21 protein-coding genes and 1 pseudogene are annotated in these 18,463 nt (G+C 70.4%); 3 read left to right on the top strand and 19 right to left on the bottom strand.

Features of this window, described 5'->3' with window-relative positions:
* Positions 1–18 precede the first annotated feature (18 nt).
* Together panC and ABZW60_RS28540 are read right to left on the bottom strand one after the other, a co-directional pair.
* Entirely contained in the window at positions 19–846 is an 828-nt protein-coding gene (panC, locus tag ABZW60_RS28545; RefSeq protein WP_355481933.1) for a pantoate--beta-alanine ligase, read from the bottom strand.
* Entirely contained in the window at positions 843–1,688 is an 846-nt protein-coding gene (locus ABZW60_RS28540) for a Rossmann-like and DUF2520 domain-containing protein (protein WP_355481931.1), read from the bottom strand. Before ABZW60_RS28540 ends, panC begins: the two co-directional genes overlap by 4 nt.
* 82 nt (positions 1,689–1,770) lie before the next feature.
* On the opposite strand from ABZW60_RS28540, the gene ABZW60_RS28535 reads away from it, so the two are divergent.
* Entirely contained in the window at positions 1,771–2,328 is a 558-nt protein-coding gene (locus tag ABZW60_RS28535; protein ID WP_355481929.1) for a 2'-5' RNA ligase family protein, read from the top strand.
* Positions 2,325–2,966: pseudogene (locus ABZW60_RS28530) on the top strand (SAM-dependent methyltransferase); the annotation flags it as partial. The gene ABZW60_RS28535 and the pseudogene ABZW60_RS28530, both read left to right, overlap by 4 nt.
* Positions 2,967–3,070: 104 nt before the next feature.
* On the opposite strand, the gene ABZW60_RS28525 reads toward ABZW60_RS28530, so the two are convergent.
* Both ABZW60_RS28525 and ABZW60_RS28520 read right to left on the bottom strand, forming a co-directional pair.
* Positions 3,071–4,492, bottom strand: coding sequence for a PH domain-containing protein (locus ABZW60_RS28525; protein WP_355481927.1), 1,422 nt, complete (start codon positions 4,490–4,492; stop codon positions 3,071–3,073).
* Positions 4,489–4,977 carry a PH domain-containing protein gene (locus ABZW60_RS28520; protein ID WP_355481925.1) on the bottom strand — a complete coding sequence of 163 codons (489 nt, stop codon included), beginning with the start codon at positions 4,975–4,977 and terminating at the stop codon, positions 4,489–4,491. Before ABZW60_RS28520 ends, ABZW60_RS28525 begins: the two co-directional genes overlap by 4 nt.
* A 26-nt stretch (positions 4,978–5,003) precedes the next feature.
* Here ABZW60_RS28520 and ABZW60_RS28515 point away from each other — a divergent pair, with 26 nt between their 5' ends.
* Entirely contained in the window at positions 5,004–6,203 is a 1,200-nt protein-coding gene (locus ABZW60_RS28515) for an NADH-quinone oxidoreductase subunit D (protein WP_355481923.1), read from the top strand.
* A gap of 4 nt (positions 6,204–6,207) precedes the next feature.
* On the opposite strand, the gene ABZW60_RS28510 is transcribed toward ABZW60_RS28515, so the two are convergent.
* The 15 genes from ABZW60_RS28510 to ABZW60_RS28440 all read right to left on the bottom strand — a co-directional run bounded on the left by ABZW60_RS28510 (position 6,208) and on the right by ABZW60_RS28440 (position 18,448).
* Positions 6,208–6,924, bottom strand: a complete 717-nt coding sequence (locus ABZW60_RS28510) for an NAD(P)-binding domain-containing protein (RefSeq protein ID WP_355481922.1) — start codon at positions 6,922–6,924, stop codon at positions 6,208–6,210.
* A gap of 6 nt (positions 6,925–6,930) precedes the next feature.
* Positions 6,931–7,716 (bottom strand): inositol monophosphatase, encoded by a 786-nt coding sequence (locus tag ABZW60_RS28505; RefSeq protein WP_355481920.1) that lies wholly within the window; start codon positions 7,714–7,716, stop codon positions 6,931–6,933.
* Between the two features lie 184 nt (positions 7,717–7,900).
* On the bottom strand, positions 7,901–8,296 hold the full coding sequence (locus tag ABZW60_RS28500; RefSeq protein ID WP_355481918.1) for a hypothetical protein: 396 nt from the start codon (positions 8,294–8,296) through the stop codon (positions 7,901–7,903).
* A gap of 22 nt (positions 8,297–8,318) precedes the next feature.
* Complete coding sequence (locus ABZW60_RS28495; protein WP_344197441.1) at positions 8,319–8,675, bottom strand: hypothetical protein; 357 nt, start codon at positions 8,673–8,675, stop codon at positions 8,319–8,321.
* 95 nt (positions 8,676–8,770) lie between these two features.
* Entirely contained in the window at positions 8,771–9,289 is a 519-nt protein-coding gene (locus ABZW60_RS28490) for a DUF3180 domain-containing protein (RefSeq protein WP_355481916.1), read from the bottom strand.
* A 2-nt stretch (positions 9,290–9,291) separates the two neighbouring features.
* Positions 9,292–9,849, bottom strand: coding sequence for a 2-amino-4-hydroxy-6-hydroxymethyldihydropteridine diphosphokinase (gene folK, locus ABZW60_RS28485; RefSeq protein WP_355481914.1), 558 nt, complete (start codon positions 9,847–9,849; stop codon positions 9,292–9,294).
* Positions 9,846–10,238, bottom strand: a complete 393-nt coding sequence (folB, locus tag ABZW60_RS28480) for a dihydroneopterin aldolase (RefSeq protein WP_355481912.1) — start codon at positions 10,236–10,238, stop codon at positions 9,846–9,848. The genes folK and folB overlap by 4 nt, the downstream gene beginning before the upstream one ends.
* Positions 10,235–10,708 (bottom strand): nuclear transport factor 2 family protein, encoded by a 474-nt coding sequence (locus tag ABZW60_RS28475; RefSeq protein ID WP_355481910.1) that lies wholly within the window; start codon positions 10,706–10,708, stop codon positions 10,235–10,237. The genes folB and ABZW60_RS28475 overlap by 4 nt, the downstream gene beginning before the upstream one ends.
* Positions 10,705–11,502, bottom strand: coding sequence for a dihydropteroate synthase (folP, locus tag ABZW60_RS28470; RefSeq protein ID WP_355482991.1), 798 nt, complete (start codon positions 11,500–11,502; stop codon positions 10,705–10,707). Before folP ends, ABZW60_RS28475 begins: the two co-directional genes overlap by 4 nt.
* Before the next feature lie 126 nt (positions 11,503–11,628).
* A complete protein-coding gene (locus ABZW60_RS28465) occupies positions 11,629–12,774 on the bottom strand; it encodes a S1 family peptidase (RefSeq protein WP_355481908.1) in 1,146 nt (381 codons plus the stop codon).
* 136 nt (positions 12,775–12,910) lie between these two features.
* Positions 12,911–13,483: a GTP cyclohydrolase I FolE gene (gene folE, locus ABZW60_RS28460; RefSeq protein WP_355481907.1), complete on the bottom strand. Its 573-nt coding sequence runs from the start codon at positions 13,481–13,483 to the stop codon at positions 12,911–12,913.
* Between the two features lie 88 nt (positions 13,484–13,571).
* Positions 13,572–15,611 (bottom strand): ATP-dependent zinc metalloprotease FtsH, encoded by a 2,040-nt coding sequence (gene ftsH / locus ABZW60_RS28455; RefSeq protein WP_355481905.1) that lies wholly within the window; start codon positions 15,609–15,611, stop codon positions 13,572–13,574.
* Between the two features lie 174 nt (positions 15,612–15,785).
* The gene (hpt, locus tag ABZW60_RS28450; RefSeq protein ID WP_355481903.1) at positions 15,786–16,337 is read right to left on the bottom strand and encodes a hypoxanthine phosphoribosyltransferase; all 552 of its coding nucleotides are present in this window, start codon (positions 16,335–16,337) and stop codon (positions 15,786–15,788) included.
* Between the two features lie 4 nt (positions 16,338–16,341).
* Complete coding sequence (tilS, locus tag ABZW60_RS28445) at positions 16,342–17,382, bottom strand: tRNA lysidine(34) synthetase TilS (RefSeq protein ID WP_355481901.1); 1,041 nt, start codon at positions 17,380–17,382, stop codon at positions 16,342–16,344.
* The gene (locus tag ABZW60_RS28440; RefSeq protein ID WP_355481899.1) at positions 17,354–18,448 is read right to left on the bottom strand and encodes a zinc-dependent metalloprotease; all 1,095 of its coding nucleotides are present in this window, start codon (positions 18,446–18,448) and stop codon (positions 17,354–17,356) included. The genes tilS and ABZW60_RS28440 overlap by 29 nt, the downstream gene beginning before the upstream one ends.
* Between the last annotated feature and the right edge of the window lie 15 nt (positions 18,449–18,463).

Raw genomic sequence — 18,463 nt, 5'->3', positions numbered from 1 at the left:
CGACGGTATCAATCGATTTCATCGCAAGGTGATGGAAATGTTGTCGATGAGACGGGTCAGGCCGACGCGGGCGGCGATCAGCATCCGGGCCTCGCCGGGGCCGATCACCGGGCCGAGATCGGGCGCACGCAGGGCGAGATAGTCGATCTTCACCGAGGGCACCGCCTCGAGTTCGGCCTGCGCGGCGGCCATCACCGCGTCCGGCCCGTTCATCCCGGCCTTCGCGCCGGCGCTCAGCGCCCGGTACAGCACCAGCGCCTCGTCACGCTCGGTCTCGCTGAGGTACCGGTTGCGTGAGGACAGCGCGAGACCGTCCGCCTCTCGCACGGTCGGCACCGGCACGATGTCCACGTCCATGTCGAGGTCGCAGACCATCTCGCGGATCAGCGTCAGCTGCTGGTAGTCCTTCTCGCCGAACAGCGCCAGGTCGGGCGCGGTCAGGTGCAGCAGCTTCGACACCACGGTCAGGACGCCGGAGAAGTGGCCGGGCCGGAACACGCCTTCCAGCTCGTCAGCCAGCGGGCCGGGATGCACGGTGATCGACGGCTCGTTCGGGTACAGCTCGTCGCGGGACGGGTTGAAGACCAGGTCCACACCCTCGTTCTTCGCGATCGCCAGGTCGCTGGCCAGCGTCCGCGGGTACCGGTCGAAGTCCTCGGTGGGCCCGAACTGCAACGGGTTCACGAAGATCGTCAGCACCACGCTGCCGTCCGGTCCGACCCGTTCGCGGGCCTCGGCCAGCAGCGCGGCATGGCCGTCGTGCAGAGCCCCCATGGTCATCACGACCGCGCGCGGCCGGATCGCGGCCGCTGCCCGCAGTTCGGCCTTGGTCTGGGTGAGTCTCATCGAGGTGCCTCCCCTGTCCGATCTGCCTGGTGCCCGTCCAGTACTTCGGTCAATCGACGGACCGTCTCCGCGTCCAGCCGCCCGTCCGCCAGCTCCACAGTCGCCCGCGCCAGTTCGGCGTACGTGCGCCTCGTGCTGCCCCGCAGGACTGCCAGGTGTGCTGCCACCGTCTCGGCATCTCCCCGGGCGATCGGCCCGGTGAGCGCATGATGACCGGATCGCAGCGTGTTGTCGAGGGTTGCGGTCAGCAGCGGGCGCAGCGTCGCCTCCGGGTCCGGCACGCCGGCCTCCCGTAGTACGGCGACCGCCTGCGCGACCAGCGTGGTCAGGTGGTTGGCGCCGTGCACGAGACCCGCGTGGTACCGCGCACGCTGCTCGTCGGCGACCCACTGCACCTGTGCGTCCAGCGCCTTCACCAGTCGCTCGACGAGCGGCCGGGCAGCGTCCGGAGCGGTCGCGGTGAACATGACCCCGTCCATCCGGACCGGGCCGCCCGGAAAGGTCATCGAGGGGTGCAGCGCGACCGGGGTCGCGGCGAGGCCGGCCAGTGGGGCCAGGCCGTGCGCTCCGGACAGGTGCACGACGTACTGCACGCTGGTCAGCGGCAGCGTCCGCGCCACGTCGCGGATCAGGTCGTCCGGCACGGCGACCAGGACGACGTCCGCGCTCCGCGTGACCTCGTCGGCGGTCAGCACGGGCACAGCGGGCAGAAGGCGGGCGGCGCGTTCCCGGGACGCGTCAGACCGCGCGGTTAGTCCGACCAGGGGATGTCCGGCTGCCGCCATGGCTGCTCCCAGGGCGGTCCCGGCCCGGCCGGCTCCGATCAAGCCGATCCGTTCCATCACTCACTCTCTTCTCGTTCCAGTCCCGCGGCGGGGTACCAGACGATCTACTTGTCAGCGTAGGTGATGAGAGCATGGGGCGGTGAGTGATGCGTGGGCAGCAGGCACTGAATTGACGGCGATTCTGATCACAGTGCCGGAGCTCGCGGCGTCCACGGACCGCTGGCGCTCGGTGTCGCGGTCCACGGCGAGGCCCCAGGTCCCGCTGACCGAGCTGATCCCGCCGCACGTGACCGTGCTGGTGCCGTGGGTCGCCGAACCCACCGACACCGACGTGGCCCGGCTCCGGTCGGCCGTGTCGTCCGTCGAGCCGTTCGAGCTGAGCTTCCCGACCGCCGGACAGTTCCCGAACGGTACGGCGTGGCTGCGGCCGGAGCCGTTCGGCACGGTGCGCTCGATCCTGCTGTCCGTCTTCGACGCGTTCCCCGAGTGCCCGCCGTACGGTGGCGAGTTCCCGGACCCGCATCCGCACCTGACGATCTCGTCGTCCGCCCAGGGCGGTCCGGCCGTGGTCGCGGAGGCGAACGCCGCGCTGGCCGCTGAGCCCGCCCCCAGCGTCCTGCTGACGGAGCTGGGGCTGTGGCGCGAGGACGCTGCCGGTGTGTGGCGCCAGATCGGCGCCGTACCGCTGGGCTCATGACCGAGACGTACCGGGCGGCCTGGGAGCGGGCGCTCTACGGCCCCGACGGCTTCTACCGCCGGGAACGGCCGTCCGCCCACTTCCGTACGTCGGTGCACGCATCCGCGCTGTTCGGGCAGGCCATCGCGCGCCTGGCCGGTGAGCTGGGGCTGTCCTCGGTCATCGACATCGGCGCCGGCTCCGGTGAGCTGGGCGAGGTCCTGCGCGCCGGGGGCCTCACGGTTCTGGACATCGAGCTCGACGATCGGCTCCCCGAGCGCCTGACCGGTCTGGTGATCGCGAACGAGTGGCTGGACAACGTCCCGTGCGAGGTCGTCGAGTGGGACGACGACGGCGCCCCTCGCTACCTGCTCGCCGACCGGTCGCCAGGACCGCTTGTAGAAGGCAACGACCTGGGGTGGCTGGAGAAGTGGTGGCCAGGCGAGCCCACCGACCGGGCTGAGGTCGGGGTTACTCGGGATCAGGCCTGGGCCGACGTGGTCAGCCGGCTGACGCCAGGCAGTCTCGCCGTTGCTGTCGACTACGGGCACGTCAAGGCGAGCAGGCCGCCGTACGGCACTCTGACCGGCTTCCGCGACGGGCGTGAGTGCGCACCAGAGCCCGACGGGAGCTGCGACATCACCGCCCATGTCGCGCTCGACTCGCTCGGCGGCACCATCGTGAGCCAGCGCGACGCCCTGCGAGCCCTAGGAGTCAGCGGGGCCCGCCCCAGCCTGAAGCTGGCTCAGACGGAGCCCTTGCGTTACCTGTCCGAGCTGTCGTCAGCCGGAGAAGCTGCCGAGCTGCTGGACCCTTCAGGGCTCGGCGGGTTCGGCTGGGTCTGGACCGCGGCAGACGCGGCCACCGTACGGCGTGCCTCGCGCGCCCTGTCCGCCTGAGCCTCCACCAGCGCAGCAGCCTCCACCTGATCGCGGTGCAGCGCCGTGGCATCAGTCGGCCCCAGCGGCGTGTCCACGTGAACGTTGGCGAGCCCCAGACGCCGCTGCAACGGCCCTTGCTCCATCCGGACCGACTGCGTCTTGTGGTGCAGCACGATCGACGTACGGCGGCTCACCCAGCCTCGCGTCGTGACCATGACCTGCCCGTCGACGCCGTACGCCAGGAACCGCCAGCCGATCGGCCGCAGCCACTTGGCCCGCTCCGGTGCCGGGTGCATCTGGATGCGGCTCAGATCGAGACCGGGCAGCACCCGGCCGAGGACGTACGCCACCTCGGCGCGCTCACCCACCGGCAGCAACTGTGCGCCCTCCAGCAGGTCGTCGCCGTCCTCCTTCTGACCGGCGACGCCGGCGATGTCCAGCTCGACGCGGGACCAGCCCAGCAACCGCCAGATGAGCGGCTCGGTGATCAGCAGGCCCTGCACCCGGCCAGGCGGCACCGTCTGCCGCTGGATGTCGAACAGGCCGCGTTTGGTCCGCAGACCGTGGCTGGACTCCGACAGCGTGAACCCGTGGTTCCCCACGACCTGCTTCCAGATCGGCTGCACCACACCGAGCAACAGCGGCACAGCAGCGAACAGACCGATATGGAAGTCCAGCACCATCGTCGCGACGATCAGCCAGATCAGGGCACCGGCACTGGCGACCACCGTGGACGACAGTAGCGTCGCACCGAGCAGGCGGCTCGTCGAAACAGTCAGCAGCGGCGGGGCCAGTGCCTCGGCCTGCTGCTGGTAGTCCTGCTGCTCAACTGCCTTCTCACCCTTGGCCCGGACCAGCAGGGTCGTGCGGAGCTGCTGCGCCTCCTCGTAGCGGAAGTAGCTCAGCTTCCCGTCGCTCTTGCCGCCGCCGGCCACGTCCATTCGCAGCTCGGCCATGCCGAACAGCCGCGCGACGAACGGCTGCGCCACGTCGATCGCCTGGATCCGGTCGAAGCGGATGATCCGGGTCCGGCGGAACAGGAACCCGCTGTCCACGCGGATTGCCTCGTCGGTCAGCTGCCACTTGGTGAACCACCACGACAGCGTGCCCAGCAGGATGCCGCCGACGAGTACGGCGGCCAGGCCGATGCCCGCGATCGTCAGGTTGGTCCGCAGACCCTCGTTGTTGACCAGCGCGAAAGCCGCGACGACGAAGTACCCCCAGCCCTTCACGAAGGGCGTGAGCGGGTGGAGGCGTGCCCCGACCGCCTCGGCGGTCTGCTGGGTCACGGGTTCGTGAGTCACAGGCCCCACGCCTGCGCCTGGCCGAGGGCGGACAAGCGGTCACGCAGCCGGCCGGCCTCGTCCGGGTGCAGCCCCGGGATCTTCGCGTCGGTCGCCGGCGTCGCCGTGTGCAGCTCCACCGTGGCCACCCCGTACGCGCGCTGCAGCGGCCCGTCGGTCACATCCACGAACTGCATCCGGCCGTACGGCACGACGACCAGCTCGCGGAACATCACCCCGCGGCTGACCAGCAGCTCGTCCTCGCGCTCGGCGTACTTCCAGGACCGCTGGTTGCGCCCGATCAGCACCCACGACCAGCCGAACAGCAGCGCGATCAGCACCACCGCGAGCACGCCGTACAGCCAGCCCACCGTCAGCCCGAGCGCCACCAGCGCCGCGATCGCGGCCGGCCCGGCGACGATCGCCGCGTTCAGCCGCCGCAACGTGGCCAGCTTCGGCGAGACCGGCGTCCAGCTGACATCCGAGGGTGCGAAGAGGTCGTCCACGGGTAAAGCCTGTCACGATAGTGGTCATGAGTACCGAAAGAGTGGTTGGAGTCGGGGCCGGAGCCGCCGGATTCGACCCCGCTTACGAGCGTGGCGGGACCGGGAGCGGCTCGGAGCTGCCCACCACCGACATGGTGCTCAACATCGGGCCCCAGCACCCGGCGACGCACGGCGTGCTCCGGCTGCGGCTGACCCTCGACGGTGAGCGGATCGTCGGCTGCGAGCCGATCATCGGCTACATGCACCGCGGCGCGGAGAAGCTGTTCGAGGTCCGCGACTACCGGCAGATCATCGTCCTGGCGAACCGGCACGACTGGCTGTCCGCGTTCGCCAACGAGCTCGGCGTCGTGCACGCGGTGGAGCGGATGATGGGCCTCGAGGTCCCCGTCCGGGCGGTCTGGCTGCGCACCCTGCTGGCCGAGCTGAACCGGGTGCTGAACCACCTGATGTTCCTCGGCTCGTACCCGCTGGAGCTCGGCGCGATCACGCCGGTGTTCTACGCGTTCCGCGAGCGGGAGACGATCCAGGCGGTGATGGAAGAGCTGTCCGGCGGCCGGATGCACTACATGTTCAACCGGGTCGGCGGCCTCAAGGAGGACCTGCCGTACGGCTGGCTCGGCCGCGCGGCCGCCGCCTCCGCCGCGGTCCGGACCCGGCTGCCCGACATCGAGGAGATCATCCTCGGCAACGAGATCTTCCGCGCCCGGACGGTCGGCGTCGGCAAGCTCTCCCCCGAGCTGGTCGCGCAGTACGGCGTGTCCGGCCCGATCGCCCGCGCCTCCGGGGTGGACGCCGACCTGCGCCGCGACGAGCCGTACCTGGCGTACGGCGAACTGCAGGACGTGCTGCGGGTCGTCACCCGCCCCGACGGCGACTGTTTCTCCCGCTTCGCCGTCCTGCTCGAGCAGGTGAAGGTCTCGCTCGACCTGGTCGACGCCTGCCTCGACAAGCTGTCGACGCTGCCCGCCGGGCCGGTCAACGTCCGGCTGCCGAAGATCCTGAAGGTCCCCGAGGGCCAGACCTACGCCTGGACCGAGAGCCCGCTCGGCATCAACGGCTACTACTTGGTGTCCCGCGGCGACAAGACCCCGTGGCGGCTGAAGCTCCGCTCGGCGAGCTTCAACAACATCTCCGCCCTCCCGGCGCTGCTCCCCGGCACGATGATCCCCGACATGATCGCCATCCTCGGCAGCATGTTCTTCGTCGTCGGCGACATCGACAAGTAACGCCTCAGACGTCGCGCCGGGCCACCGGCGGGCGGTGTGCGGCCGCGATCAGCTGCACGAGACCGGCCACCGGCAGCGGCTTCCCCGGATCGGCCTGCCCGGCGGCGCGCTGCTTCGCCGTACTCGCCTTCGACAGGTACGGCGTCACGTACGCCGCCGTCTCCGGCTCGTAGCGCCAGCTCTCGCCCAGCGGACCGACGTCGACCACGTCGAATCCGAGCGTCTGGATCAGCGTCGTGGCCGCGAGCTTCGCGTCCGCGTCGTCGCCGGCGATCGGCAGCGCGCTGCGGTCCGGCGCGTCGGCCGGCCTGGCCAGCGTCACGATGTTGCGGGCGCTGATGTTGTTGAGCGCCTTCACGGTGCGAGCCTCGGGCAGGTGCTCCTGCAGCAGCTGCGCCGTCGTCACCTCCTCGCGGTCGAGGCGGTCGATCCGGCCGTCGCGACGCGGGTAGTAGTTCATCGTGTCCAGCACGACCTTGCCCGCGAACGGCGCCACCGGCAGTTCGGCGTACCGTCCGAGCGGGATGCTCACCAGGACCCAGTCCCCCGCACGCGCGGCCTCGTCGACGGTCGCGGCCCGGACGCCCAGGTCGCGGGCCTTGTCCGCCAGGCTCTCCGGGCCTCGTGAGTTCGCCATCACCACGTCGAGGCCCGCGCCGACGGCGAGCCAGGCCACCACGGACCCGATGTTGCCGCTGCCGATGACCCCGAGAGTCGCCACGGATCCTCACAGACCTCGCGGTCCGGCGAGCAGCTCCTGGAGGGGTTCGCGGATGCCGTCGGCCACCGCGAAGACGCCGCGGGACTCGGGTGAGTGGTCGGTGCCGTCGAGGTCCAGGACGGTGACGCCGGCCTCGCGGCAGATCGCCACGCCGGCCATCGTGTCCCACGGCTTGTTGGAGAACATGATCAGCGCGTCGAAGTACCCGTTCGCCGTCCAGGTCAGCGCGGTGGCCGCCGTACCGATCATCCGCAGCCGCTGCACGCGCGGGTAGAGCCGCTGGGTGAGGGCGATCCGGTCCGCGTTCACCCGGTCCGCGTCCGGCCCGACCGCATAGTCGCCCACGGCAACCAACGCGGCGGACAGGTCGGTGCACTCGCTGCCCCGGATCGGCTTGCCGTCGCGGGTCGCGCCCAGGCCCTCGGCGGCGGCGTACGTCGTACCGAGCGCCGGGTGGTCGATGACGCCCGCGACGGCGCGGCCCTCGTGGATCAGCCCGAGCGAGATCGCCCACAGCGGGACGCCGTGGATGAAGTTCACCGTCCCGTCGACCGGGTCCAGCACCCAGCGGGTCCCGTCGGTGGCGCCGCCCTCCTCCTCGCCCAGCACGCCGATCTCCGGCGTCTCCCGCTCGAGGAAGGCCCGCACCTCCCGCTCCACCGCGAAGTCCACCTCGGACGCCATGTCCCGGTCGCCCTTGAACGTCAGCTCCCCCACCGCCATCCGCGCGGTCACCTCCCGCCCACGCTCGACCGCAGCTTGAGCAACCTTCAGCATGTTTGCGAGATCCACACCCCTGAACCTACGTGCAACCGCCGCACGACCGCCCACACCCGTCCACCAACCGATCGTCGCGGCGCTGCGCGCCGCGAGAGCGGGCGGGGCCGGCAGCCCCGCAGCAGGCAAGGGCCGGTAGGCCCGGAGGGCGTGGCCGAGGCCAGGCGTCCCGCAGGCCCGGAGGCGACGGCCAGTGGCCTCAGGCGAGGCCCAGCTCGCGACGCCTCCGGCGCCAGGCGGCTGCTGCGGCTGCGCCGCCGATGGCCAGGGCACCGACGGCGGCTGCCTGGCCGATCTTGATCGGGCAGCCGCTGGCGCAGTCGGGGATGGGGTAGGGCTGGCCGGGGTTCAGCTCGTGGGTCTCGTCGGCGGAGACGTACGCCTCGTCGGCGGGAAACGGGAAGCCCTCGGGGTTCAGCAGGCGGTACCAGTACAGGTCGTCCCACGCCTTGCGCCGGCATGTCACGTTCACCGACGGCGACTCGTACGGCGTCGGGCCCAGCTGGCCGATCGGCAGATGGTCCTCGTTGTACACCGTGACGTGCCCGTCCGGGTTGTTCATCGTCACCGCGGGATAGCGTGCGTCCAGCCCCATACACCGCAGTATGGGGGCGGACTCAGGACGCGGCCAGGCCTCGGAGCTTGAGGTCCACTACGGTCGGCGCGTCGGCCTGCGAGTGCTTGTCGCCGGCGGCCACGACGGTCGCGACCTCCTGGTCGATCTTGTCGAGGCGCTGGTCGATCTTGTCCAGCCGGCGCTGCATCAGGTCGACGAACTCCGCGTTCTCGACCACGCGCGCGCTGGTGATCCGCGAGTACTCCTGCGCGACCTGCGCGCGCTCGTCGGAGTGGGCCAGCCGCTCGACCAGCAACTGGTGCCGGAACAGCACGGAGGCAGCGATCGCGACCAGGACAGCCCCACCCGCGGCGGCCCGGAGGATCCAGGCATTCTGCGAGAAGAGCGCGATACTCACGCCCAGGCAGACAACGACCAACAGACCGTTGGCGACGGTGAGAACTGTGGTCCTGGTTCGACGGCGGCTACCCCTTGACCCCATGGGTCGTCATGTTAAGGGGTCTCGTCGGGGTCCTCGGGAATCCGACACGCGCGTTCGAGCAACAATCCGGCCGTGACGACCAGCACCGAGATCACGGCCGCGGCTCCGGCCATGATCACCCGGTTACGGGGCCCCGAAGAGCCCATCGCTTGCAGGAAGCTTAACGCGAACCCTGCGTACACACCGGTGCACAACGCGCCGACGAAAGCGCTCGCCTTGCCGATCATCAGCAGGAAGACCGCGCGCGACGGCTCGATCCGTTCCCGGCGCACCTGGATCCGCTGGTGGGTGTTGCGCGCGGCGGCGAACAGCAGCGCGGCCAGGAACGCCCAAGCGATCAGCGTCAGCCACGACACCGCTGGCGCGACGCCGCCGCCGGCCTCGATCGCCTTCACCAGCGTGACGCCGACCGCGACGCCGAGGACGGCGATCGCGACCAGCAGCCGTCGCGAGGTCGGCCGCACCGAACCCGGGGGCGGCCCCTGCTCGTCGTCCCGGGGCGCCCGGCCGGGCTCGGTACCGCCGGACACCACTACTGCAGCTCGATGTCGAGCTTGGTCACACCGTCGGTTCCGACCTTGGCGAGCAGCTCCGCGACCGGGCCGTGGCCCGGCAGTACGGCGTCCCGCTCGATGTCGAGCCAGGGCGCCAGCACGAACGCACGCTCGTGCGCCCGCGGGTGCGGGATGGTCAGTTCCTCGGTCTCGATCGTCTTCTGCCCGTAGGTGATCAGGTCGACGTCGAGGGTCCGCGGCGCGCCGGGGACGCTGCGCTCCCGGCCGAACGCCTGCTCGACCGCGTGCGCGCGCTCCAGCAGCAGGTCGACGGCCAGCGTGGTGTCGGCGAGCAGGACGATGTTCAGGTACGGACCGGACTCGTCCGGGCCGCCCACGGGTTGGGTCTCGTACACCGGCGAGACCTCGACCACCACGACGTCCGGGGTGTCCCGCAGCGCGTCGACCGCGCCTTGCAGGTTCGCCTCACGGTCGCCGAGATTGCTGCCGAGCGACAGGATCACCTGGCGGATCGGCTTCAGGCCGCCGCTCAGGGTGTCCGCGTCGATGACGTGGGGACTAGGGGTCTCAGTCACGAGGATTCTCCGGCTCTGCGCTGCACGGTCAGGACAACGTCGTCGAACGGCACCGTGATCGGCGCCGAGGGTTTGTGGATGGTGACCGCCGTCGCTGTCACCCGCTCGTCGGCGAGGCAGAGATCGGCGATGCGCTGGGCGAGGGTCTCGATCAGGTCCACCGGGTCGGTCTCGATCGCCCGGTGCACCTGCTCGGCCACCACCCCGTAGTTCACGGTGTCGGCCAGGTCGTCGGACGCCGCCGCGGGCCGGGTGTCCAGCTCCAGCCGGACGTCCACGACGAACTCCTGTCCGTCGGCCCGCTCGTGGTCGAACACCCCGTGGCGCCCGAACCCGCGGATGCCCCGGATCTCGATCACATCAGGAGAAGCCTGCACGGGACCGCTCATTCCGCCTCCTCCTGTCGGCCCCCAGACGACAGTACCGGTGAGGCGTGGTGGATCCACAACCGCCAGCCGGAGGAAGTTCTGCGGAAAACGTTGGTCGCGAGCGCCTTCCCGCCCGCGAACCCCTCCTCCGGGGCGCCCTCGCCGGACGACAGGACATTCTCCGTGCACGTGACGTACGCCACGTCGCCGTCCACCCGCACCTGCACGTCGGTGAGGAAGAACTGGATGTACGGCGTGTTCGCGAAGATCATCGCCCAGGCCCGCATCATCTCGGCGTACCCGGAGATGGCCGCGTTGCCGGGATGGATGCACACCGGGTCCGGCTCCGGCAGCCAGACGGCCGCCATCAGGTCCAGGTCGCCGGCCTCGAACGCGTTGTAGAAGGCAGTGTTGGCCTGCAGCACGACGTCCTCCACCGTGGCGCCGGCCGGCCCCTTGGGCGCGCCGTCCTGCCGCGGTCCGTCCGTCATACGGTTCCCCATCTCTTCGCCACCCGGACCGCGTCCGCGTTCGGTGCCACCGCGTGGGCCCGGACACACCAGGCACCCGCGGCGGCGGCCAGGGCGGATACGGCCACGCTCGCGTCGTCTCGTCGTACGGCCGGTCTGGGTTCACCGGTCTGCTCGTCGGCGAGCAGCCTACCGAGGAACGTCTTCCGGGACGCACCGATCAGCAACGGTCTTTCCAGGACGGCGAATTCCCGCAACCGGCGAAGAATCTCCCAGTTGTGGTCCGCGTTCTTCGCGAAACCGAGGCCGGGGTCGAGCGCGACCCGGTTCAGGTCGATCCCCGCGCGGCTGATCACGTCGAGGCGCTCGCCCAGTTCGGCGATCACCTCGGCGACCACATCGGCGTACTCGGCCTTGTTCTGCATGTCGATCGAGTGCCCGCGCCAGTGCATGCACAGGTACGGCGTGCGGCGCTCGGCGACCAGCGGGAGCATGTCCGGGTCGGCCTGGCCGCCGGACACGTCGTTGATCATCGTCGCGCCGGCGTCGAGGGCCAGCTCGGCGACGTGCGCCCGCATGGTGTCGACGGAGATGATCGCGCCTTCCGCGGCGAGGGTCTCGACGACCGGGATCACCCGCCGGATCTCCTCCTCCGGCGACGGCCGGACGGCGCCCGGGCGGGTCGACTCACCGCCGACGTCCAGCAGGTCGGCGCCCTCGGCCAGCAACTCCCGGCCGTGCTTGATCGCGGCGGTCGGCTCGAACCACTCGCCGCCGTCGGAGAACGAGTCCGGTGTCACGTTCACCACGCCCATGACGAGACACCGGTCCAGCACCGGCAACCCGTCCACGTGACCCCACGGCTCTGTTCTCACCCACACACCGTAGTAGCCCGCGCCCCCAGGCTGTAGCGCGACCTCTGAGTTGGGTGCGGCCGGGGATCAGTTCGCGAGGATCAGGCGGGACTTCGTCGCCTGCAGGACCGGCGCGATGGGCTGCGCGTACGACTCGTTGGTCTGGCCGTACTTCTCCAGGCACTTCCCGTCGATCAGGGCCGCACCGCTGGTGATGCCCTGCGCGTAGTTCCCGGTCATGTTGGCGCCGCCGGAGTCGCCGGACTCGACACAGGCGGTGTGCTGGAACAGCCCGCGGACGACGCGGTTGCTGCCGTAGTTGACCGTCACGTTCCGCGCGACGATCCGCCCGCAGGTCCACCCGGTGCTCTTGCCGGACTTGCACAGCGTCGAGCCGACGGTGGCGTCCGCGATCCCCTTGACCGCCACGTTGCCGTTGCCCCAGCCCTCGACGTACCCCTGCTGGTCCCAGCCCTCGATCACGCCGACGGACCCGAAGTCGTGGCCGGGGAAGCTCGAGGTGGACGTGTTGCCGAGCACGTAGCCGTTGCGGGAGAACGACGGCCGCCCGGACGTGCAGTGGCCCGCGGTCAGGAAGATCCGGTTGCCCTTGCGGGTCTTGGCGTTGAAGCCGAGCGAGCACACGTACCCGGTGTTCTTCTCGACCTGGACGCCGCCGCGCAGGCTGAAATCGTCCGCGGTCGGCCGGATCGAGCCGGACACCCGGCGGACCGTCACCCGGTCCCCCTTCGACTCCGCGCGGGCCAGGAACCGGTTGGTGATCGAGTCGTGCGCGGTCCTCGGCACCGACACCACCACGGTCCCCGAGACCGGATCGACGTACCAGGAGCGCACCTTGCCGGCGCTGGACCTGGTCGCGAGCCGGTTCAGCTCGCCCTGGACGGCGTTCAACTGGCGTGCGGTGTACTTCACCAGGCGCGGGATCGCGCCGATCTGCCGCACCAGCGCGCCCGTCGACAGGTCCGACACTGCGACGACCAGCTCGCCGGCCTCGTCGTAGTAGCTGCCCACGAAGCCCTCGTCGGCGCCCAGCTCGGACTGCAGCGTCTCCGCCACGAGAGGGTCGACGGTCGGCTTCGCGGCCTGGTGCCCGTCCTGCTGGCCGGCCTTGGTCCGCGTGTCCGCGGTGGCCCAGTTCGCCGCGACCAGTCCGCCTGCCGTCAGGACGACGACCCCGGCCACTGCGGCGCCGACCCGGAAACGCCCCGACATCCTGTCCTCCTCACACCGGCACCTGGTCCCCGTTGGCCACGATGCCACTACGGAAAGTAAACGCTTAGCGACAGAATGTCCATAGTCCCGGACTCTCAAACTTCAACGAGGCCAGGGACCGGCGGGCTACGGGCGGTCAGCCGACGATCAGGCTCATCGCCTCGGCGCGGGTGACCGGGTTGCGGAGCTGGCCGCGAACGGCCGAGGTGATCGTCTTCGCGCCCGGTTTCCGGACACCGCGCATCGTCATGCACAGGTGCTCGCACTCGATCACGACGATCACACCGCGCGGCTGCAGGATCTCGACCAGGGACTCGGCGACCTGCGTGGTCAGCCGTTCCTGGACCTGCGGCCGTTTCGCGTACACGTCGACCAGCCGGGCCAGCTTCGACAGCCCGGTCACCCGGCCGTCCCGGCTCGGGATGTACCCGACGTGCGCCACCCCGGTGAACGGGACCAGGTGGTGCTCGCACAGGCTCCAGACCTCGATGTCCTTCACCAGGATCATCTCGTCGTGCTCGAGCGCGAACGTGGTCGTCAGCACATCCTCGGCGCCCTGGCCGAGACCGGCCGTGATCTCCGCGTACGAGCGGGCCACCCGGGCCGGCGTGTCCTGCAGCCCTTCGCGGTCCGGGTCCTCGCCGATCGCGAGCAGCAACTCGCGCACGGCCCGCTCCGCCCGCTGGTGGTCGAACTTCGGTGACGTCATCCCTGGAACGCTACCGGCAGCCCGAACGACGAACGCCGCCACCCGGACCGGGTGGCGGCGTTCGGTTCACTGTTTGCTCACTGCTTGGTCACTGCTTGCTGGGCGGCGGGGTCGGGCCGCTGCCGTACTCCGGCGGGCGGATCGCCTCGTCGGGGCCGACCGAACCGCCCGGCAGCACGTCGGACAGCGAACCGTTCTGCTCGGCGTGCGACCCGTTGACCGGCATCACCGGCGGCTGGTCGGACGGAACCCGGGTGGACGAGCCGGTCCAGGCCGGCCGCCGCTCCCGCTTGATCACCGGGGCGAACACCCGGGCGATCTGGTTCTTGTCCAGGGTCTCCTTCTCCAGCAGCTCCTCGACCAGGTGGTCCAGGACCGCCCGGTTCTCGACCAGGATGTCGAAGGCCTCCTGGTGCGCGTTCAGGATCAGCTTGCCGACCTCCTCGTCGACCGCGGCCGCGATCTCCTCGGAGTAGTTCCGCTGGCTGCCCAGGTCGCGGCCCAGGAACGGCTCGCTGCTGTCCTGGCCGAACTTGATCGCGCCGAGCCGCTCGGTCATGCCGTACTGCGTGACCATCGCCCGGGCCAGCGCGGTGGCCTTCTCGATGTCGTTGCTGGCACCCGTGGTCGGGTCGTGGAAGACCATCTCCTCGGCGGCGCGGCCGCCGAGCATGTAGGCCAGCTTGTCCAGCATCTCCGAGCGCGTGGTCGAGTACTTGTCCTCGTCCGGCATCACCATCGTGTAGCCGAGCGCGCGGCCACGCGGCAGGATCGTCACCTTCTGCACCGGGTCGGAGTGCGGCAGCGCCGCGGCGACCAGCGCGTGACCACCCTCGTGGTACGCCGTGAGCACCTTCTCCTTGTCCGACATCAGCCGGGTCCGGCGCTGCGGGCCGGCGATGACGCGGTCGATGGCCTCGTCCAGCGCGCGGTTGTCGATCATCTGCGCGTTCGACCGGGCGGTCAGCAGGGCCGCCTCGTTCAGCACGTTGGCCAGGTCGGCACCGGTCATCCCGGGCGTCCGGCGGGCGACCGCGGTGAGGTCGACGTCCTGGGCCATCGGCTTGCCGCGGGCGTGCACCTTGAGGATCTTCTGCCGGCCGGGCAGGTCCGGCGCGTCGACGGCGATCTGCCGGTCGAAACGGCCCGGCCGCAGCAGCGCCGGGTCGAGCACGTCGGGCCGGTTGGTGGCCGCGATCAGGATCACACCGCCGCGGACGTCGAAGCCGTCCATCTCGACCAGCAGCTGGTTCAGCGTCTGCTCGCGCTCGTCGTGACCGCCGCCGAGGCCCGCGCCGCGGTGCCGGCCGACGGCGTCGATCTCGTCGATGAACACGATCGCCGGCGCGTTCGTCTTGGCCTGCTCGAACAGGTCCCGGACCCGGGAGGCGCCGACACCGACGAACATCTCGACGAAGTCCGAACCGGAGATCGAGTAGAACGGCACCCCGGCCTCGCCCGCGACCGCACGGGCCAGCAGGGTCTTACCGGTACCGGGCTGGCCGTAGAGCAGCACGCCCTTGGGGATCTTGGCGCCGACGGCCTGGAACTTGCCCGGCTCCTGCAGGAACTCCTTGATCTCCTGCAGCTCCTCGATCGCCTCGTCGACACCGGCGACGTCGGCGAACGTGGTCTTCGGGGTGTCCTTGGTGACCAGCTTGGCCTTCGACTTGGCGAAGCTCATCACCCGGGAGCCGCCGCCCTGCATCGAGTTCATCAGGAAGATGAACACCACCGCGATCAGCAGGAACGGGATCAGCGTGGAGAACACCTGGCCGATGAAGCTCGGCTTCGGGTTCTCGACGTCGTACCGCTCGATCTTGCCGTCGGTGAACAGGGTCTGCAGGTCGGCGCCCAGGTTCTCGCCCTGGCCGTCGACCCAGTGCGCCCGGAGCTTGGTGCCGTCGGTCTTCTCGACCCGGATCTCCTGGTCGGGGTTGACCAGCGTGACCGACTTGATCGTCTTGTCGCTGGACGACTTGGCCTGCTGGATCAGCTGGACCACCTGGCCCGTGGGCTCGGTCTTGTACCCGGTCGAGCCGGTCAGGAGCTGCCCGATCACCAGCACGCCGAGGAAGGCGACGACGATCCAGAACAGGGGTCCGCGGAAGATGCGCTTCACGTCCATGATCGAGGCCTAGGCCCCGTCCCTCCTAGCTCGGCAGGCCCGGGTGTCGCGGGCTTGTGACGGTAATACCAGTCCAAGTGTCTCGTGCCGCACAAGACAACACAGCACGAGGGTCACCAATGGACAGTACGACCCGTTGTACAGGCCGTCACCAAGTCTGCCCTGAAGCCGAGATCAGGAATAGACGTGCGGGGCGAGAGTGCCGACGCAGCGCAGGTTCCGGTACTTCTCGGCGTAGTCCAGCCCGTACCCGACGACGAACTCGTCCGGCAGCTCCAGGCCGACGTACTTCACCGGGACCCGCATCTTGGCCGCGTCCGGCTTCACGAACGCCGTGCACAGCTCCAGCGAGGCCGGTTTGCGTGACTCCAGGTTGCTGACCAGCCAGCTCAGCGTGAGACCGGTGTCGATGATGTCCTCGACGATCAGCACGTGCCGGTTGGTGATGTCGGTGTCCAGGTCCTTCTGGATCCGCACGACGCCCGACGACTTGGTCCCGGAGCCGTACGACGAGATGGCCATCCAGTCCATCTCCACGTGCCGGCTGAACGACCGGGCCAGGTCGGCCATCACCATCACCGCGCCGCGCAGGACGCCGACCAGCAGCAGGTCCTTGCCCTCGTAGTCCGCCTCGATCCGCGCTGCCAGCTCGCGCAGCTTCGCGAGGATCTGCTCCTCGGTGTAATGGATCTTGGTCAGGTCCTTCTCGATGTCCGCCGCATCCACGCGGTCAGCCTGTCACATCCGGGCCGAGGATGATGAATCCGCCCTTGCGGATCGCCCGGACGCCCTGGGGCAGATCGATCCAGCGCTGGCCGCGCCAGTCGGTCACCAGCGCGTCGACCGACGCCACGTGGCCGGCGGTCAGGTCGGTGGCGCGGCAACCGGCTTCCAGGGCGGCCTGCCGCAGGACCCGCGTCCGGATCGCCGCGGGCTCTTCCTCGAGTACGCCGACGTCGCTGCGGACCTGCCCCTCGGCGCGGCTCAGGGCGGTCTCGGCGACGTCCGCGGCGAGCTGATCGAGTGCGTCGGCGTCCGCCCGGAGCAGGCCCGCCGTACGAGCCAGGGCCTCGACCACACCGGGCCCCAGCGCCTCCTCGAGCACGGGCAGCACCTCGTGGCGCACCCGGACCCGCGTGTACTGCGGATCGTCGTTGTGCGGGTCGTGCCACGGCCGCAGGCCGGACGCGATGCACGCAGCGGCCGTAGTGGCCCGCGGCACCTCCAGGAACGGCCGCCGCAACCGCCCGACGGCCGGCGCCATGCCGGCCAACGACCGAGCCCCGGACCCCCGCCCCAGCCCAAGCAGGACGGTCTCAGCCTGGTCGTCACGGGTGTGGGCCAGCAGTACGACGTCCGCGGCCAGCTCGTCCGCCGCGTCACGCAGAGCGTCGTACCGTGCTGTGCGAGCCGCGCCCTCCGGACCGCCTTCGCTGCCGACCTCGACCTCACGCACGAGGACAGGGTCCAGCCCGAGTCCCCGGCACTGCTCAGCAGCCGTCTCCGCCACGTGCGACGAGTCCGGCTGAAGTCCGTGGTCCACGATGACCGCACCAGCCCGTAGACCGAGCTTGGGCGCCTCGAAGGCGGTCGCTGCCGCCAGGGCGAGAGAGTCCGTGCCGCCGGAGCAGGCGACCAGCACCGTCGTCCCCTGCGGCAGCTCGCTCAACGTTGCGCGGACAGCCTCCCTGGTCCGAGCTACGGCCGGGTGGAGCTTCCCCCGCCGCTGCTCGACCAGGTGCTCAGCCGTGAAGTCGGGCGACCCAGGCATCGGGGTTCGCGATCTCGTTCTTGGTCGGCAGCGTGTTCGGGCCGGTCCAGACCCGGTTGAAGCCCTCCATCCCGACCCGGTCGACGACCCGGCGGACGAACGCCGCACCGTCCTTGTACTGCCGCAACTTGGCGTCCAGCCCGAGCAGCCGCTTCAGCAGCTGGTCCACCGGGTTGCCGCTCGCGCGCCGCGACGAGAACTTGGACCGGATGGTGTCCACGGTCGGGATGACCGACGGCCCGACCCCGTCCATGACGAAGTCGGCGTGGCCCTCCAGCAGCGACATGACCGCGGTCAGCCGGTCCAGCACCGCACGCTGCTCCGGCGACTGCATCAGGTCCACCAGGCTGAGCTCGGCCTCGCCACGCACCGACCTGCCCAGCCGCTGCACAGCCTCCCGGAACATGGCGGCGTACGCCGAGGCGTCCAGCTCGGCCTGGTCCAGGAACAGGGCGATCTCCGAGCGCAGGTGGTCCCGCAGCCAGGGGACCGCGGTGAACTGCACCCGGTGTGTCTCCTCGTGCAGACACACCCACAACCGGAAGTCCCGCGGTACGACGCCCAGCTCGGACTCGACGTGCATCACGTTCGGCGCCACCAGCAGCAGCCGTCCGGTCAGACCGGGCCGGTCCGGGTCGGGCTGCGCAGGGTAGAAGGGGTCGAACTGACCGAGCACCCGCGACGACAGGAAGGCCAGCAGCGCACCGGCCTCGATCCCAGTCACCCGGGAGCCGACAGCGGACGACAGGCCGGGCGTCCGGTCCGCCTTCTCGCGCAGCTTGTCGGCCAGCGGCTGCAGCACGGTCCGGAAGCCGTCCGCGTTCGCCTGCACCCAGCCGGGCCTGTCGACGATCATCACCGGGGCCGTGGCCGAGGTGGCCTGGAGCCCGGTGAACTCACGGACGTGGCCCTCGGACTCGGCCGCGAACTGACGCAGCTCGGCGACCACCTGGTCCGCCTCCGCGCGGCTGACCGCCGGGCCCGGGCGCAGCAACTTCCGCGCCACGCCGGTCGCCAGCTGCCAGTCGACCATCTCGGCCGTGGTCCCGCCTTCCGCCGTACTCATACAACGACCCTAGTG

Source organism: Kribbella sp. NPDC003557, assembly GCF_040610805.1.
In the GTDB taxonomy this organism is placed as follows: domain Bacteria; phylum Actinomycetota; class Actinomycetes; order Propionibacteriales; family Kribbellaceae; genus Kribbella.
Note: the sequence above shows the minus strand (reverse complement) of the source record. Positions and strands in the feature narration are given on the sequence as shown.

What these genes read in the sequence shown, in the direction of transcription:
- panC (WP_355481933.1), bottom strand. Translation starts at nt 846, where the DNA reads ATGAGACTCACCCAGACCAAGGCCGAACTGCGGGCAGCGGCCGCGATC.
- ABZW60_RS28540 (WP_355481931.1), bottom strand. Translation starts at nt 1,688, where the DNA reads ATGGAACGGATCGGCTTGATCGGAGCCGGCCGGGCCGGGACCGCCCTG.
- ABZW60_RS28515 (WP_355481923.1), top strand. Translation starts at nt 5,004, where the DNA reads ATGAGTACCGAAAGAGTGGTTGGAGTCGGGGCCGGAGCCGCCGGATTC.
- ABZW60_RS28500 (WP_355481918.1), bottom strand. Translation starts at nt 8,296, where the DNA reads ATGGGGCTGGACGCACGCTATCCCGCGGTGACGATGAACAACCCGGAC.
- folB (WP_355481912.1), bottom strand. Translation starts at nt 10,238, where the DNA reads ATGAGCGGTCCCGTGCAGGCTTCTCCTGATGTGATCGAGATCCGGGGC.
- ABZW60_RS28475 (WP_355481910.1), bottom strand. Translation starts at nt 10,708, where the DNA reads ATGACGGACGGACCGCGGCAGGACGGCGCGCCCAAGGGGCCGGCCGGC.
- folP (WP_355482991.1), bottom strand. Translation starts at nt 11,502, where the DNA reads ATGGGCGTGGTGAACGTGACACCGGACTCGTTCTCCGACGGCGGCGAG.
- ABZW60_RS28465 (WP_355481908.1), bottom strand. Translation starts at nt 12,774, where the DNA reads ATGTCGGGGCGTTTCCGGGTCGGCGCCGCAGTGGCCGGGGTCGTCGTC.
- folE (WP_355481907.1), bottom strand. Translation starts at nt 13,483, where the DNA reads ATGACGTCACCGAAGTTCGACCACCAGCGGGCGGAGCGGGCCGTGCGC.
- ftsH (WP_355481905.1), bottom strand. Translation starts at nt 15,611, where the DNA reads ATGGACGTGAAGCGCATCTTCCGCGGACCCCTGTTCTGGATCGTCGTC.
- tilS (WP_355481901.1), bottom strand. Translation starts at nt 17,382, where the DNA reads ATGCCTGGGTCGCCCGACTTCACGGCTGAGCACCTGGTCGAGCAGCGG.
- ABZW60_RS28440 (WP_355481899.1), bottom strand. Translation starts at nt 18,448, where the DNA reads ATGAGTACGGCGGAAGGCGGGACCACGGCCGAGATGGTCGACTGGCAG.